This window comes from Chitinophaga sp., from assembly GCF_017745275.1.
Classification (GTDB): Bacteria; Bacteroidota; Bacteroidia; order Chitinophagales; family Chitinophagaceae; genus Chitinophaga.
This window is the reverse complement of record NZ_JAGHZS010000008.1, coordinates 332,920-347,958: the sequence shown is the minus strand read 5'-3', so window position 1 is coordinate 347,958 and position 15,039 is coordinate 332,920. Positions and strand designations below refer to the sequence as shown.

Here is a 15,039-nt window from a genome sequence, read left to right as displayed (position 1 = left end):
CCCGGTATAAGCCGGGACGGTTGGACTACATTAATGTTGTGCTGCCACATTTTTAATGACGGCCATTTTATCCAGGTCTACTCTGATCACTTCTTCCAGTTTTTCCCGGATGTTGAAGTGTACGCCGGATAAGCAAGCCTGGCAACCACGGGGGTTAATTTGTTTGATCACCATAGATTGTAATTTGGTGATGTCTTCCAGTTTGGTGCCTTTAGGAACGGCAACATCTACGTGACCATTTTCACCGTAGTGAATTTCAGCTGTACGCATGACATGTGGTTTTTGGGGTGTGTAAAATATTTATTAAAAACAGATAGTAATACTCCCTGCATGTAGGGCTGTTGTAGTTATAGTGCCAGTCGTTTTTGGGGTGTCGTACGCAGTGCTTTACTGCGGATAATAAAGTTAAGGGAATCTGACGAGAACTAGATAAGTATTTATACGGGAAATGTGGTTAGCAGGAACTACCTGCTAACCGGTAAACTCATCAATAGGCGGCTACGGCACGCTCTATTGCTTGTTGTACAAATTGATTCAGGTTTAAATGCATTTGTTTTGAAGTGTGTATCGCTTTCCTGTGAAGCTCCGGAGATATTCTGACATTGAATGATCCTTTTGCTGGTTTAAAAGGTTCTTTATTGGCTTTTTTGCATAGCTCCAGATAGTCTTCCACTGCTTCTTCAAATGATATATGTAAGTCTTTTACGGTGCTGGCTTCAAAGCTGATCAGATCATCTATTTCTTCAATTTTCCCAAAGAAAACGTCGTCTTCTGCGCTGAAATGAACACTGCCCAGAAAGCCTTTGTATTGCAGCATGCCCTTTTTTTTCATAGTTGTTCGAGGTTTTTTAGTTCATTTATTAGTTGTGAAATCTGGTAACGTTTGAGAATGTTACCTGGGTGTGGTTTATGTAATCGTATAATCTGCTTTGTGCTGCTGTTTATAAATGCCACTCTTGACCCTGATGTTTTACCTGAAGTCTCTTCTTCAAAGCCTAAAGCTGCCATTAGTTTTATCAATTCGGCGTAAGTAAAGTCTACGGGTTTGCTTAATAGCCGTGCTATGAGTTTTTCTCTTTTAGACATGGGGCAATGGATGTTTATTGCAATTTACAGTATGCGTATTAATTTTGCAACTAAATTTTAGTTACATATTATGTAATATATTTTTCCCATATAAAACTTCGTGTATTTAATCCTTTCCCGAAAAAAACTTCGCTGCAAACAAATTTTTTTTCGCTTTATAAACTTCAAAACCCGTAACTTTGCACGATTTTTTTGTTCCCTCATACGGCAGGAAAATCAATTTGGTTTTTCATTTTCAATAGATTACACAAATGCCAAAAGACTCATCTATCAAATCTGTTCTCATTATCGGTTCTGGACCCATTATTATTGGTCAGGCTTGCGAATTTGACTATTCCGGTTCCCAGGCAGCACGTTCGCTGCGGGAAGAAGGAATTAAAGTGATATTGATTAATTCCAACCCGGCTACCATCATGACGGATCCTATGATGGCCGATAAGGTTTATTTGCTGCCACTGACCGTGGAAAGCATTGAGCAGATTCTGGAAGAAAACCAGATAGATGCCGTATTACCCACCATGGGAGGGCAAACTGCGCTGAACCTTTGTAAAGAAGTAGACGAACTGGGCATCTGGGAAAAGAATAATGTTCGCCTGATTGGGGTTGACATTAAAGCGATCGACAAAGCAGAAGACCGTGAACAGTTCCGTCAGTGGATGATCCAACTGGGTATCCCGGTGGCACCCGCCAGAACAGCTAACTCTTTCCTTGAAGGAAAAGAATTTGCGCAGGAAATAGGCTTCCCGCTGGTAATCCGTCCTTCTTTTACCCTGGGCGGTACCGGTGGTGGATTTGTACACAGCAAAGAAGACCTGGATGAAGCCCTGGACCGCGGTTTGAAAGCTTCTCCTATTCACGAAGTACTGGTTGAAAAAGCCGTACTCGGGTGGAAAGAATATGAACTTGAACTGTTGCGTGATAAAAATGATAACGTAGTTATCATCTGTACCGTAGAAAACCTGGACCCAATGGGTATTCACACCGGGGATTCTATCACTGTGGCACCTGCCATGACCCTGAGCGATACTGCTTTCCAGGACATGCGTAACAAAGCAATGATGATGATGCGCGACCTCGGTAACTTCGCCGGTGGTTGTAACGTACAGTTCTCTCTGAACCCGGAAAATGAAGAACTGATTGCGATCGAGATCAATCCTCGCGTGAGCCGCTCTTCTGCACTGGCTTCTAAAGCAACCGGTTACCCGATTGCAAAAATCGCTGCTAAACTGGCGATTGGTTATACCCTGGATGAACTGGAAAACCAGATCACCAGAACTACTTCAGCTTTCTTCGAACCAGCACTGGATTACGTTATCGTAAAAATGCCACGTTGGAACTTCGATAAATTTAAAGGAGCAGATGATACCCTGGGACTGCAAATGAAATCAGTTGGAGAGGTAATGTCTATCGGACGTACCTTCCCTGAAGCACTGCAGAAAGCCTGCCAGAGCCTTGAGAACGATGCACTCGGTCTCGGCTACTATGGTAAGTCACTCCTGAAGAGCGAGCAACTGATCGAGAAATTAAAACGTCCCACCTGGGATCGGATATTCCGTATTAAAGATGCTTTGATGGCGGGTGTATCTGTAAAACATATTCACCAGCTGACTTTCATTGATCGTTGGTTCCTGAACCAGATACAGGATATCGTGAACCTGGAAAAACAACTGCTGGAACATGACCTGCAAAGCGTACCAGTGGAAATGCTGAAAGATGCCAAGAAAATGGGCTTCTCAGATGCCCAACTGTCTGTGCTCTTCGGTGATTGTGACGAGGATGAAGTATACGCTAAACGTAAAGAACTGGGCATCACCCGTATTTTTAAAATGGTGGATACCTGCAGTGCCGAATTTGAAGCAAAAACACCTTACTTCTATTCTACCTTCGATACAGTAAACGAAAGCATCAAAACAGATAAGAAAAAAATCATTGTACTCGGTTCGGGTCCGAACAGGATTGGCCAGGGTATTGAGTTTGACTACTGCTGTACCCACGGCTTACAGGCTATCCAGGATTGTGGTTATGAAGCTATCATGGTAAACTGTAACCCTGAAACCGTATCTACTGATTTCGATATGGCAGATAAGCTGTACTTCGAGCCGGTGTACTGGGAGAACCTGTGGGAAATCATTGAGCTGGAAAAACCAGAAGGCGTGATTGTGCAACTCGGCGGACAAACAGCACTGAAACTTGCGAAAAGACTGGAAGAGAAAGGAGTGAAGATTATCGGAACTTCTTTCGATAACATGGATATCGCGGAGGATCGTGGCCGTTTCTCTGACATGTTGAAAGACCTGGGTATTCCTTATCCTAAGTATGGTACGGCATACAATACAGATGATGCCATTGATGTAGCGAAAGAAGTAGGTTATCCGGTACTGGTGCGTCCATCCTATGTATTAGGTGGTCAGCGTATGAGAATTGTGATCAACGAAGAAGAGCTGGAAGAATCTGTACTGAGCCTGCTGAGACATTTACCAGGCAACAAAATTTTGATTGATCACTTCCTGGATCGTTGCCAGGAGGCAGAAATAGATGGTATCTTTGATGGTACCGATTTCCATGTAATGGGTGTGATGGAACACATTGAACCAGCAGGTATTCACAGTGGTGATAGCCACGCGTTGCTGCCGGCTTTCAACCTGTCGCCGATCGAAGTAACCACCATGGAATACTATGCAGAGAAAATTGCACGTGCACTGAACATCAAAGGCCTGATCAACATCCAGTTTGCCATTAAAGATGGTAATGTGTTCGTGATTGAAGCCAATCCACGTGCATCCCGTACTACACCGTTTATCGCAAAAGCTTACCAGGTACCATATCTGAACATTGCTACCAAAGTGATGATTGGCGCCAATAAGCTGAAGGACTTTACCATTGAAAAGAAGCTCACCGGCTTTGCCATTAAAGAGCCAGTGTTCTCTTTCAATAAATTCCCTGGCGTAAACAAAGAACTGGGACCAGAAATGAAGTCGACCGGTGAAGCCATCCGCTTTATCAAAGACTTGCGTGATCCTTACTTCAGACAATTGTTCAAAGAAAAGAGCATGTACCTGAGCAAATAGCTTTTAGCAGTTAGCCATTAGCTTTTACCAGGAAAAATAAAAAAGCCATCGGAGCATTGCTTCGATGGCTTTCTGTTTTATGAAGATAAATACCTGCTTATTCGTGTTAATCTGACAGCTAATTGCTAAAAGCTTATAGCCATAAAAAAACAGAGCCTGATAAAAATCAGGCTCCTTCTTTTCCCTCAAAATAACCATTAAAGACACGACTATTGAATCTGGTAAGATTCAAATAGCGTGACCGGTAATGCAGTTTACAAATAATATTATATTTAAAAGAGATGTTAACTAATCAATAACAGATGAAAATTTCAATAATTCTTTATTAATTGATTATTAATATCTTAAATAGTTAGTATTAATTGCTAGTTACCTGCTGTTTTTTGCAGTGAGGAGAAAGTTTTCAAGATATCATATATACATACTATCTCATGCATTTAACATTTTTGAAACACTTTAATGCAAATTAAGGAGGAGGTTTGTGTATCATAAAAGTTAACCCCACATGCATTTTGAATCAACATTGTTTGTTACGATGTGTTGGAAACGCATTCCTTTTTTACGCATCATATTACCATTACTGGGAGGAATAAGCTGTCAGTTGTTATTGCCTTTATCACCTGTTTTCCTGTTATTATTAACTGGTATCCCTGTTTCAGGGCTACTCCTGTTTCGCTTATTGCCGCTGCAGTGGCGCTTTGCAATCGGTTGGTTGCCTGGCGTGTGGATATGCATGCTATTGTTTTGTTGTGGCAGCCTTTTATTGTATAAGGCTGATATCCGCCACCGGAAAGGGTTTTTCGGGCAATCAGCTACTGATTCTTCCTTACTTTTATTGCGGGTGAATGAAGCAGTACAGGAGAAGCCCCGTTCTTTTAAAACAACAGCCCGGGTAATTGCTGTTTATGAACATCATCAATGGATCCCTGTAAATGGTTATTTGCTGCTTTATTTTGCCCGGGATAGCTCGTTGGCTAATATTGTATACGGAGATGAAATCATTGTCAGGAAACGCCCGGAAATGATTAAAAACACGGGTAATCCCGGCGCGTTTGATTACCGGCAATACTGCGTTACCCAACAGCTTTATCATCAGTTGTACCTGCGTGCGGAAGACTGTTACCGGCTGTCCCGCAACAGGGGAAATATCATCCACCGGTTATTGCTGCAGGCCCAAGGCTATTGTCTGCATAACCTAAAGCAATATATTGGCAACGGTCCGGAAGCCGGTATGGCCGAAGCACTACTTATTGGCTATCGCCCGGACCTGGATAAAACGGTGGTACAGGCGTACAGCAACACCGGTATTGTACACGTTATCGCTATTTCGGGGATGCACCTGGCCCTGCTGTATGGCACGCTGCTATGGTGTTTGCAATGGTTGCCAGCACACAAATGGGCGAACCTCGGAAAGGCTGTAGTGATATTGGCAGTGCTATGGGGCTTTGCATTACTCACCGGTGCATCTGCCTCTGTATTGCGCTCTGCAGTGATGTTTACAGGCATTACGATCGGGCGTTTTGTGCTGGAGCGGCATAGCAGCATTTATAATACACTGGCGGCATCTGCTACCCTGTTGTTGTGTACAAATCCTTATCTGGCCATAGATGCAGGGTTCCAGTTATCGTACCTGGCGGTACTCAGCATTTTACTTTTTTATCAGCCATTGTATGAGCTTTGGGAGATGAGAAGAAGATGGGCTGATCTTATCTGGCAAATGATAGCCCTGTCTCTCGCTGCTCAATTAATGACTACACCGGTTAGCCTGTTTTATTTTCACCAGTTCCCTAATTACTTTCTTCCAGCCAACCTGGTAGCAGTTCCCTTGTCTACTGTGATTATTTATGGAGAAGCGATTTTGTTGTTCCTGGCTCCATTCCGGACACCAGCGGTATGGCTGGGAACCGCGTTGAAATATGCGATCAGGTACATGAATGTCAGTGTAAAATGGTTGGGAGAATTACCCTATGCATTGATTACAAATATTGATTGTTCTCTGCTGCAAACGGCTTGCTTGTACGGAATAATCGCCGCTTTAGCAGCCTGGTGGCTACTTCGCTGGAAAACAGGCCGCTGGTGGGCGCTCTTGGGTGTATGGGCGTTTTTGGCTGCCCAGGCTTACAGAACCACTCAAAGAAATATCCAGTGCAAAATAATTGTTTATAACGTAGCCGGCTATACGGCAATTGACTGCGTACAAGGCCGGCAGGTGCAATTTGCCGGAGATGACAGCATTTGGCAACTCCCGGCCGCCGCCTCACTTACAGCTGCCAGAAATGACTTGGGCGTGCATCCCGGCCGCCTCCCCGCTTTTCAGCAGTATAAACATTGTATCAGCTTCCAGGGTAAACGGTTACTAATGATAGATAGCGCACTGCCTGCCTATCTCCCCAAAACAAAATTAAAGGTGAACTATATACTTCTTACGCATAATGCATTACCCGATATCAAATCATTAAATGCATGGTATGAATTTGACACCCTTATTTTTGCAGCCTCCAATAGCCCGCGTCGGCTGGAAAAATGGCGGCAAGCCTGCGATACCCTGGGATGGAAATACTATTCAATTGAAAAGGAGGGAGCGTTTGTGCACAGTTTCCCGTAGTAGAAAAGAATGGCGAAATAAAAGACTATTTAATAACTGTTTACATCTTAAAAATGCTGTTTTTATTACCAAATATGGCTGATAAATGGAAAAATGATTGTTAGGTGTTAACTTTGCGCTTCTTTTCGGTTCCAGACCAGGGAGCCTATGTTATTAATTTCTAATGTTTTCCATTCATGCAAAAGCAAATTAAATCCGCTTTGATCTCCGTTTTCTATAAAGATAACCTGGAGAACATTGTTAAAAAGTTGGGTGAACAAGGTGTTACCATCTATTCTACCGGCGGTACGCAAAAATTTATCGAGGACCTGGGCGTGAAGTGTGTAGCAGTTGAAGACCTGACTGCTTACCCTTCAATTTTGGGTGGACGTGTTAAAACCCTGCATCCAAAAGTATTTGGTGGTATCCTCGCTCGTCGTGATAACCCGCAGGACCTGGAACAACTGAAAGAATACCAGATCCCTGAAATTGACCTGGTGATTGTAGACCTGTATCCATTTGAAGAAACAGTAAAGAGCACCACTGTAGAGCAAACTATCATCGAAAAAATTGATATTGGCGGTGTTTCCCTGATCCGTGCAGCCGGCAAAAACTATAAAGATGTAGTGATTGTGGCTTCTAAAAATCAGTATGCTGACCTTGAAAAAGTATTAACCGATAACAATGGTGCCACTACCATTGAAGACCGCAGAAGCTTTGCTGCTAAAGCATTTGAAATATGCGCTCACTATGATGTTGCCATTTCTCAATATTTCCTTAATAACGAACCTGGTGCTAACTTCCAGCTCTCTGTTCCACAGGGACAGGTAAACCGTTATGGAGAAAACCCTCACCAGCGTGGCGTTTTCTACGGCAACCTGGATGAAATATTCAACAAACTGCATGGTAAAGAATTATCCTTCAATAACCTGGTAGACGTAGATGCAGCCTGTCAGTTGATCCAGGAGTTTGAAGCCACTACCTTCGCTGTTATCAAGCATACCAATGTTTGCGGTATTGCCTCCCGCAATACCCTGAAAGAAGCCTGGGAAGCTGCTTTGGCTGGAGACAAGGAAAGCGCTTTCGGTGGCGTACTGGTCACTAACAAGATAATCGACAAAACTACTGCCGAGTCTATCAGCGAAATTTTCTTCGAAATCCTCATTGCACCAGGATTTGACGCTGACGCTCTCACTGTGCTGCAAGCGAAAAAGAACCGCATTTTGCTGGAACAAAAACAACCGGTGAAAAGCAAATACATGTTCAAAAACGTATTGAACGGCGTATTGCTGCAAGACAGCGACAACGGCAACTACAAAGAATGGAATGAAGTAGGCGCCCGTCCGGCTACACCAGCGGAGAAGTCTGACCTGGAGTTCGCCAATATTGTTTGCAAACACCTGAAATCTAATGCCATTGCCCTGGTAAAAGACAAACAACTGATCGGTAAAGGTTGCGGACAAACTTCCCGTATCGATGCTTTACGTCATGCTATTGAAAAAGCCGGACAGTTTAGCTTTGACCTGAAAGGCGCTGTGATGGCATCTGACGCTTTCTTCCCATTCAATGATTGCGTAAGCATTGCTCATGAAAACGGTATCAATGCTGTAATTCAGCCAGGTGGTTCTGTAAGAGACAATGACTCCGTAGAGTTCTGCAAAGAACATGATATGGTGATGGTGATGACTGGCATGAGACATTTCAGACACTAATGTTAGCTTTTAGCTGCTAGCAATAAAAACTGGAAAGCATCGGATTTTTCCGATGCTTTCCCATTTAAACTGCATAACATTCGAAAAAAAATAATAGTATTGTTGGCTTGTAAATCAATATAATTCTAAAAGCTAGCGGCAAAAAGCTAATAGCTGTTCCAGATGTCCTTTATTCAACAAAATATCATGCAGGATGCAGATGATGCAGATTTGATCCGGGAGTATAAAACCACCGGCAAACTGGATTTTCTTGCAGCACTTTACCAGCGTTATATGAACCTGGTATATGGAGTATGCCTGAAATATTTTGATGAAGAAGCCAGTAAGGACGCAGTAATGCAGATCTTTGAGGAACTGATCGGCAAACTGAAGCAGCATGAAGTCCAGAATTTTAAAAGCTGGCTCCACGTATTGACCCGCAACCACTGCTTGATGAAGCTGCGGGCCATGAAAAACAAGGAATCAAGACAAGTATCAATAGATGATCACCCTGTTGTGGAAAATGAAGAAATAGGGCATCATGAAAACGGAATGACGCTGGAAGACAACCTCCGGAGTATGGAGAAATGTCTGGAAACCTTACCGGAAGAACAAAAACGTAGCGTTGACCTGTTTTATTTACAGGAGAAAAGCTACCGGGAAGTAAGCGTCATCACCGGATATGACATGAACAAGGTTAAAAGCTACATCCAGAACGGAAAGCGGAACCTGAAAATATGTATGGAGAAACAAGATGTCTGATAAGCGACCACATATAAAACCGGAAGCCCTCGCCGGCCTCATCCGCCAGTACCTGGCCGGAGAGCTGGACGATAAGGCGATGCACGACCTGGAGCGCCAGGCCCTGGACGATCCGTTCCTGGCCGATGCGTTGGAAGGATATGCTTCGCACGCTCCGGAGCAGCAGTCACATCAGGCTGACCTGGTTTCCAGGCTGGAAGCACGTGTAGCACCGGAAAAAGGAAAGGTGCGGGCACTATACTATCGCTGGGTCGCCGCTGCCGCCATCTTGTTATTAATGTTTTCTGCTGGTTGGTTCCTGTGGGAGCAACAACAGCATGCGCCTATTGCCGGCGTAACACCTCCGGCTGCCTCCTCCGTGCCTGATTCCCAGCCACAAGGCGAAAGCAGCGCCATATCACCTGCAGTACCCGCGCCGCCAGCATTGGCCAGCGCCGATCAACCCGCTAAAAAGGTAACCCCTCCTGCTCCTGCAGCGGGAACGCTGGCAAAGGAAGATCGCGTTGCTGCTGCGGAAGAACCAGCTCCGGCTGCCATACCTGAAGCCAGAGCGTATAGCCCTGTACCGGCACCGGTTAATAAATCTGTAGAAACAGTGCCGGTAACTGCACCTGAAAAGAAACAGGAACCCGCACATGAGAATTATTTCAAGGTTCCCGCTGATGCCAAAAAGGAAAAAAATGGGTTGGATGGTAATGCAAATGCAGGCAATCTTGATACGCAGTCTAAAAATTTAAATGAGGTAGTGATTACCGGTTATGGCGTCCAGCGGAAGCGATATAGTACAGCGGCGTCTACCACTATTCGTGGAATGAGCGTCATTCAGAAAGATAGCGCCAGCAGTGTAGAAAGAGCTTTACAGGGAACAGTGGCAGGTGTAAGTGTCACCAATGAAGGTAATGCGGATGATGAAGTAGTTTATCATGCACCCGCTCCCATAGTAGGAGAAACGGCCTATGACAACTATCTCCGGACCAAAACAGTTAACCCGGATAATAAATACAATGGTACTGTACGTGTATCCTTTACCGTTATGCCGGATGGCTCTCTGCAGGACTTTAAGATCCTTCGCCACCTCAATGACGCCTGTGATGCGGAAGCGATCAGGGTTATCAAAGATGGACCTGCATGGGCACCTGCTTCAGACAGAAAGCCTGCCAAAGTAAAAGTAAGAGTGAAGTTTACAGTGGAAAAGGAGTAACGTTTACTTATTCCGTTCTTTCCATTGCTGGTTAAAGGATTTGGCGGCAAATACAGGTAATTCCCGGTTATCGCCCCAGCCCTTGGCAAAGAATCGTTTCAACAGGAAGTTTTTCATTTTACCGCTGGCCATGTTCATCATCTTGCGACTACTACAGCCCTGCTTCCATACAAACCAGGCAAATTTTTCACCACCGGAAGTATAGTTTTCTTCTACCGCTTTTTGCCGGTTATGCAATAACAGTTCATGCAGATTAATGCGTACGGGGCATACCTCGGTACAGTTGCCGCAGAGGGAAGAGGCAAAACTCAAATGCATATACGAATCCATGCCCTTCAGATGTGGCGTAATTACGGAGCCGATAGGACCACTGTAGGTGGCTGCATAAGTGTGGCCGCCTATGTTTTTGTAAACCGGGCAGGCATTGAGGCAGGAACCGCAGCGAATGCAGTACAGGCTTTCGCGGGCAGTAGTATCCTGGAGTATATTGGTACGGCCGTTGTCCATCAGGATCACATACATCTCTTCCGGACCATCTGTTTCTCCTTCCTGGCGTGGGCCGCTAAAAATGCTGTTGTAAGCAGTTACCTGCTGACCAGTACCGTAAGTAGCCAGTAATGGCCAAAACAGCCCCAGATCTGCAATAGAAGGCAATACTTTTTCTATTCCTACCAGTACAATATGCGTTTTGGGAAATGCGGTAGTTAAACGGGCATTACCTTCATTCTCCGTTACCGCTACAGATCCTGTATCGGCCAGGATGAAGTTGGCGCCGGTGATGCCTATTTCAGCTTCCAGGTATTTATGACGTAATTTCTCACGGGCTACGAGCGTGAGTTGCTCCGGTGTGAGACCCGGATCGGTGCCCAGTTTTTCCGCAAATAAGCGGGCTACATCTTCCTTGCTTTTGTGCATGGCGGGTGTAACAATATGATAGGGCGGTTCGCCATCCAGTTGTTGTATATATTCTCCCAGGTCAGTTTCCACACATTCAATGCCATTACTTTCCATAAAGGCATTGAGATGTACTTCTTCTGTGGCCATGGATTTACTTTTCACAATGCTTTTACATTGTTTGGCTTTGCAGATAGCGAGTATTTCCTGTTGTACCTGTTCTGCAGTTTCAGCCCAGATCACTTTACCACCGCGGCGGGTAAAGTTTTGTTCGAATTCTTCCAGGAGGTTATCGAGGTGCTCAATAGCTCTCCACTTAATATTTTTGGCGCGTTCTCTTGCACTGGCGAGATCGGAAAACTGCTGCTTTCCGGCTTTTACAGCCGTATTATATTTACCTATGTTGAAGTTGATGGTCTGGCGGTGTCCCAGATCAGCCGCCTTTTTTTCACTTTCTTCCAGAAAAGTAGATGCTATTTGATGCATAAGTAAGCAGTGTTCCTAATTAAAGATAGTTAAATCCAAAAACGATTTACTTGTATTCCCCTGCAATTTTATCCAGCACTTCATAAAATTCCGTGCCGTATTTTCTGATCAAAGCATCTTTGAGGAAACGATATACGGGTACTTGCAGGGTTTTACCGTTTTTACAGGCAGGCTTGCAAACGTCCCAGCGGTCGTAGTTTACCGCCTCAAATGTTTCGTACTTCTTAATCCGGATGGGGTAAAGATGACAGGAGATGGGCTTTTTGAAGTCCACAACACCATCGTTATAGGCTTTTTCTATGCCGCAGCCTACAATACCGTGGGCATCTATGGTGGCGTAGGCACAAATGCCTTTATTCACAATAGGCGTTACGTAGCCATATTCATCGTCTGTGGTATTGGTGCCGGTGCGTTCAATTTCCTGGATCCCCTCTTCCCGCAGGTATGATTTGATTTGCGGATAAATCTTTTTCAGGGTTTTTACTTCTGCTTTGTCGAGTGGAGCGCCGCAATCGCCTGCAACGCAACAGGCGCCTTTGCAGGCAGAGAGATTGCATACAAACTGCTCTTCAATTACTTCGTCACTTATGTATTTGTCGTCAATGATAATCATCGGGAAACGGTCTTATGCCTGATACAGACAATCTTGTTAAGACCACAAAGTTACAGCATTACCAGCTTATCTCCAGCGGAGGGTTTCCACCATATGCCACATATCCTGTTCCAGGAACTTGTATACGGGTGCAAGGGAGTCGGCATTGGGGGTAGCGTCAAAGTAAAGGGCGCCACGGAGGAAGTGCCGGACCGAGTCGGTAGCGAAGAATTGTTTGGAGGAGGCTGCATTACCGCCTACTTCGTAAAAAGTGCCATTTACGTTATTGGGTGTATGGATCACGTTTTCATCGATGTATTCGGCTTTATAGGTATGCTTATAGGTCATTTTGAAAGCGTCGTCCACCAGTTTACGGAAAGTATTGTTACCGGGGCCGATGATTTTATAGCTCATATAGATTTTCCCGTTCATGGTAGGGAAGTCTATGTTGATCCAGTAAGGATTTTCCGGTGCTGCACCAAAAAAAGAGGTATCCTTTACAATATTGGCATATGCCGGATATTCGAATGTATAAGGATAGTCCGGCATATCGAATTTTCGGTAAGCTCTTTCCGGGAATTTGATATTGAAATAGCCTCTGGGCTTGGGAGTAGGTACGTTTTCACAGGCTGCCAGCAACAACGTCAGCAGGGAAATGATGGCGAGGGCCTTTCCTTTTAAATGTGGCATTTTTCGGTTATTTAACAGGCGTTATACTTTGTCAGCGGCGTCCGGCCTGATGGTTACCTGTACTTTCTGGATGCGCATTTTATTGACTTCCAGTACAGTAAAATCATAGTTATTGTAGTTAATAACGCTGTTTTCTTCCGGAAATTTTCCGGCCAGCTCCAGGATGAGGCCACCGAGGGAGTCGCTTTCGCCTTTTACGGTTTCAAAGGCTTCGGGAGGGATGTTCATGATCCGGCAAACGTCATTCAGCATGGTTTTGCCTTCAAATACATAGGTGAAGTTGTCTACTTTATTATAGTTGAATTCTTCTTCATCAAATTCATCTTTGATATCGCCAATCACTTCTTCCATAATATCCTCCAGGGTAACGATACCGGAGGTACCGCCAAATTCGTCTACCACTACGGCAAAGTGCATGCGGCGGCTTTGGAATTCAGAGAGGAGGTCTTCAATGAGTTTATGGCCATGAACAAAGAAAGGTTGGCGCATTACCTCGTGCCAGTCGAAGGATTCACCTTTATCGAGGTGGGGCAGGAGGTCTTTGGTATGGATCACGCCTACGATATTATCCAGGTTGTCTTTGTATACCGGGAGGCGGGAATAGTGGAGATCGGCCACTCTTTTAACGATATCGCCAAAGGAGCTGTCGTATTCTACGCCGTTTACATCGAGGCGGCCGCGCATAATTTGTTTAACGGTGATGTTGCCAAATTTGAGGATGCCTTTGAGGATATTTTTTTCTTCCTGGGAGGCAGTAGGATCTACGCTCATTTCGATGGCTTCATCAATTTCCTGGTAGTTAACGGGGCCGGTGCCGCGGTGAAACAGGCGGGCTTCGATGCTGCCGCTGAGGCTTACGAAGAAGTCGCTCACCGGTTCCATGGTGGCGTGGATCAGGCTTACGAACCAGGCGAAATAGGTAGCAAAGCGAATATTGTTTTGTGCGGCCCATACACGGGGGAGTATCTGGCCGAAGAACAGTAAAATCAGGCAAATAGCGGAAATACGCACCACGAGGGATACTACCGGCAAGGTTTGCAGGTCTTCCATCTGGGTAACGAGGTAGTTGGTGATCATGATGAAGGCGATCGCCAACAGGATACCGGCTATTTGTAAGGAAGCCAGGAGTGATTTTGGCTTTTCCAGTAATTTGGTAATGAGTTTACCGGAGGCATTTTGCCGGGTTTTAAGCACATTCAGGTCCTTATAGTTTAAGGAAAAGAAAGCTACTTCTGCCCCGGATACGATGAAGGTAAGCAGCAGCAGCACAAATATAACAAGCAGGAACACCACCACGTTAGGGGTGCCAATGGGAGCGCTGGCTTGTAAAAAATAGGATACGTTGCTTGCCGAAAGGATGCCCAAGATGTTGAACTTTGATGTAAATAATCAAAAAATAAGGGGAAAGAAATTCATGGAATTGCTTTCCCTGCACGCAAATATAAGTAATGTCCCTATATGGGATTACGTGCGTACAAAACTTAATATTTTTTTGCAACTAGAATGGCAGATCGTCTGCTGGTTCATTCAATGAAGGAGGGATTTCCATTCCGGGGAAATTGTCTCCACTGCCTGAGCCTGTACTGCTGTGGTGAGGTATGGGGTGATCTTGGTTATTAAGGTCCATGCGTTTATCCAGCATAACCAGGTTGTCTCCTACAACTTCGGTGGCAAATTTCTTATTGCCTTCCTTGTCTTCCCAGCTGCGGGTGCGTAAACGGCCTTCAATATAAACAAGACTGCCTTTGTGCAGGTATTTCTGCGCGAGTTCGGCTAATCCCCGCCAAAGCACCACCGTATGCCACTCTGTTTGAGAAATGAGCTTGCCGGCCCTGTCTTTGAATGTTTCAGTAGTTGCCAGTGAAAATTTGGCTACTGCGATATTTCCTTCCAGAAACTGTACATCCGGATCTCTGCCCAAATTGCCTATCAGGATTACTTTATTAACACCTCTCATAGTTGTAGGTTTTTTTAGTCTATTGTTA

Annotated in this window: 13 protein-coding genes; 5 read left to right on the top strand and 8 right to left on the bottom strand. The window is 44.8% G+C overall.

All coding sequences use genetic code 11. From position 1 onward, the window contains the following. Positions 1 to 30: 30 nt before the first annotated feature. From J7623_RS24760 to J7623_RS24750, 3 genes are all read right to left on the bottom strand, one after another. A complete protein-coding gene (locus J7623_RS24760; protein ID WP_291925538.1) occupies positions 31 to 270 on the bottom strand; it encodes a hypothetical protein in 240 nt (79 codons plus the stop codon). Between the two features lie 217 nt (positions 271 to 487). Continuing rightward, positions 488 to 832: a type II toxin-antitoxin system HicB family antitoxin gene (locus J7623_RS24755; RefSeq protein WP_291925535.1), complete on the bottom strand. Its 345-nt coding sequence runs from the start codon at positions 830 to 832 to the stop codon at positions 488 to 490. Continuing rightward, a complete protein-coding gene (locus J7623_RS24750) occupies positions 829 to 1,086 on the bottom strand; it encodes a type II toxin-antitoxin system HicA family toxin (RefSeq protein ID WP_291925532.1) in 258 nt (85 codons plus the stop codon). Before J7623_RS24750 ends, J7623_RS24755 begins: the two co-directional genes overlap by 4 nt. Before the next feature lie 251 nt (positions 1,087 to 1,337). Here J7623_RS24750 and carB point away from each other — a divergent pair, with 251 nt between their 5' ends. From carB to J7623_RS24725, 5 genes are all read left to right on the top strand, one after another. Continuing rightward, complete coding sequence (gene carB / locus J7623_RS24745) at positions 1,338 to 4,154, top strand: carbamoyl-phosphate synthase large subunit (protein WP_291925530.1); 2,817 nt, start codon at positions 1,338 to 1,340, stop codon at positions 4,152 to 4,154. Positions 4,155 to 4,659: 505 nt separating this feature from the next. Beyond that, on the top strand, positions 4,660 to 6,759 hold the full coding sequence (locus tag J7623_RS24740; protein WP_291925528.1) for a ComEC/Rec2 family competence protein: 2,100 nt from the start codon (positions 4,660 to 4,662) through the stop codon (positions 6,757 to 6,759). A 176-nt stretch (positions 6,760 to 6,935) separates the two neighbouring features. Beyond that, a complete protein-coding gene (gene purH, locus J7623_RS24735; RefSeq protein WP_291925525.1) occupies positions 6,936 to 8,450 on the top strand; it encodes a bifunctional phosphoribosylaminoimidazolecarboxamide formyltransferase/IMP cyclohydrolase in 1,515 nt (504 codons plus the stop codon). Positions 8,451 to 8,612: 162 nt separating this feature from the next. Next, positions 8,613 to 9,191, top strand: a complete 579-nt coding sequence (locus J7623_RS24730; protein ID WP_291925523.1) for a sigma-70 family RNA polymerase sigma factor — start codon at positions 8,613 to 8,615, stop codon at positions 9,189 to 9,191. Continuing rightward, positions 9,184 to 10,392 (top strand): TonB family protein, encoded by a 1,209-nt coding sequence (locus tag J7623_RS24725; RefSeq protein WP_291925521.1) that lies wholly within the window; start codon positions 9,184 to 9,186, stop codon positions 10,390 to 10,392. Before J7623_RS24730 ends, J7623_RS24725 begins: the two co-directional genes overlap by 8 nt. 3 nt (positions 10,393 to 10,395) lie before the next feature. Here the strand turns inward: J7623_RS24725 and J7623_RS24720 are convergent, their stop codons facing one another. The 5 genes from J7623_RS24720 to J7623_RS24700 all read right to left on the bottom strand — a co-directional run bounded on the left by J7623_RS24720 (position 10,396) and on the right by J7623_RS24700 (position 15,011). After that, positions 10,396 to 11,772, bottom strand: a complete 1,377-nt coding sequence (locus tag J7623_RS24720) for a LutB/LldF family L-lactate oxidation iron-sulfur protein (protein WP_291925517.1) — start codon at positions 11,770 to 11,772, stop codon at positions 10,396 to 10,398. Positions 11,773 to 11,818: 46 nt separating this feature from the next. Continuing rightward, positions 11,819 to 12,385 (bottom strand): DUF3109 family protein, encoded by a 567-nt coding sequence (locus J7623_RS24715; RefSeq protein WP_291925514.1) that lies wholly within the window; start codon positions 12,383 to 12,385, stop codon positions 11,819 to 11,821. Positions 12,386 to 12,451: 66 nt separating this feature from the next. Then, positions 12,452 to 13,054, bottom strand: a complete 603-nt coding sequence (locus J7623_RS24710) for a hypothetical protein (protein ID WP_291925512.1) — start codon at positions 13,052 to 13,054, stop codon at positions 12,452 to 12,454. A 21-nt stretch (positions 13,055 to 13,075) separates the two neighbouring features. After that, the gene (gene gldE / locus J7623_RS24705) at positions 13,076 to 14,419 is read right to left on the bottom strand and encodes a gliding motility-associated protein GldE (protein WP_291925509.1); all 1,344 of its coding nucleotides are present in this window, start codon (positions 14,417 to 14,419) and stop codon (positions 13,076 to 13,078) included. Between the two features lie 133 nt (positions 14,420 to 14,552). After that, the gene (locus J7623_RS24700; RefSeq protein ID WP_211973520.1) at positions 14,553 to 15,011 is read right to left on the bottom strand and encodes a single-stranded DNA-binding protein; all 459 of its coding nucleotides are present in this window, start codon (positions 15,009 to 15,011) and stop codon (positions 14,553 to 14,555) included. Positions 15,012 to 15,039 lie beyond the last annotated feature (28 nt).

Coding starts and splice junctions, on each gene's coding strand:
- J7623_RS24760 (WP_291925538.1), bottom strand. CDS start 270: ATGCGTACAGCTGAAATTCACTACGGTGAAAATGGTCACGTAGATGTT.
- J7623_RS24755 (WP_291925535.1), bottom strand. CDS start 832: ATGAAAAAAAAGGGCATGCTGCAATACAAAGGCTTTCTGGGCAGTGTT.
- J7623_RS24750 (WP_291925532.1), bottom strand. CDS start 1,086: ATGTCTAAAAGAGAAAAACTCATAGCACGGCTATTAAGCAAACCCGTA.
- carB (WP_291925530.1), top strand. CDS start 1,338: ATGCCAAAAGACTCATCTATCAAATCTGTTCTCATTATCGGTTCTGGA.
- J7623_RS24740 (WP_291925528.1), top strand. CDS start 4,660: ATGCATTTTGAATCAACATTGTTTGTTACGATGTGTTGGAAACGCATT.
- purH (WP_291925525.1), top strand. CDS start 6,936: ATGCAAAAGCAAATTAAATCCGCTTTGATCTCCGTTTTCTATAAAGAT.
- J7623_RS24730 (WP_291925523.1), top strand. CDS start 8,613: ATGTCCTTTATTCAACAAAATATCATGCAGGATGCAGATGATGCAGAT.
- J7623_RS24725 (WP_291925521.1), top strand. CDS start 9,184: ATGTCTGATAAGCGACCACATATAAAACCGGAAGCCCTCGCCGGCCTC.
- J7623_RS24720 (WP_291925517.1), bottom strand. CDS start 11,772: ATGCATCAAATAGCATCTACTTTTCTGGAAGAAAGTGAAAAAAAGGCG.
- J7623_RS24715 (WP_291925514.1), bottom strand. CDS start 12,385: ATGATTATCATTGACGACAAATACATAAGTGACGAAGTAATTGAAGAG.
- J7623_RS24710 (WP_291925512.1), bottom strand. CDS start 13,054: ATGCCACATTTAAAAGGAAAGGCCCTCGCCATCATTTCCCTGCTGACG.
- J7623_RS24700 (WP_211973520.1), bottom strand. CDS start 15,011: ATGAGAGGTGTTAATAAAGTAATCCTGATAGGCAATTTGGGCAGAGAT.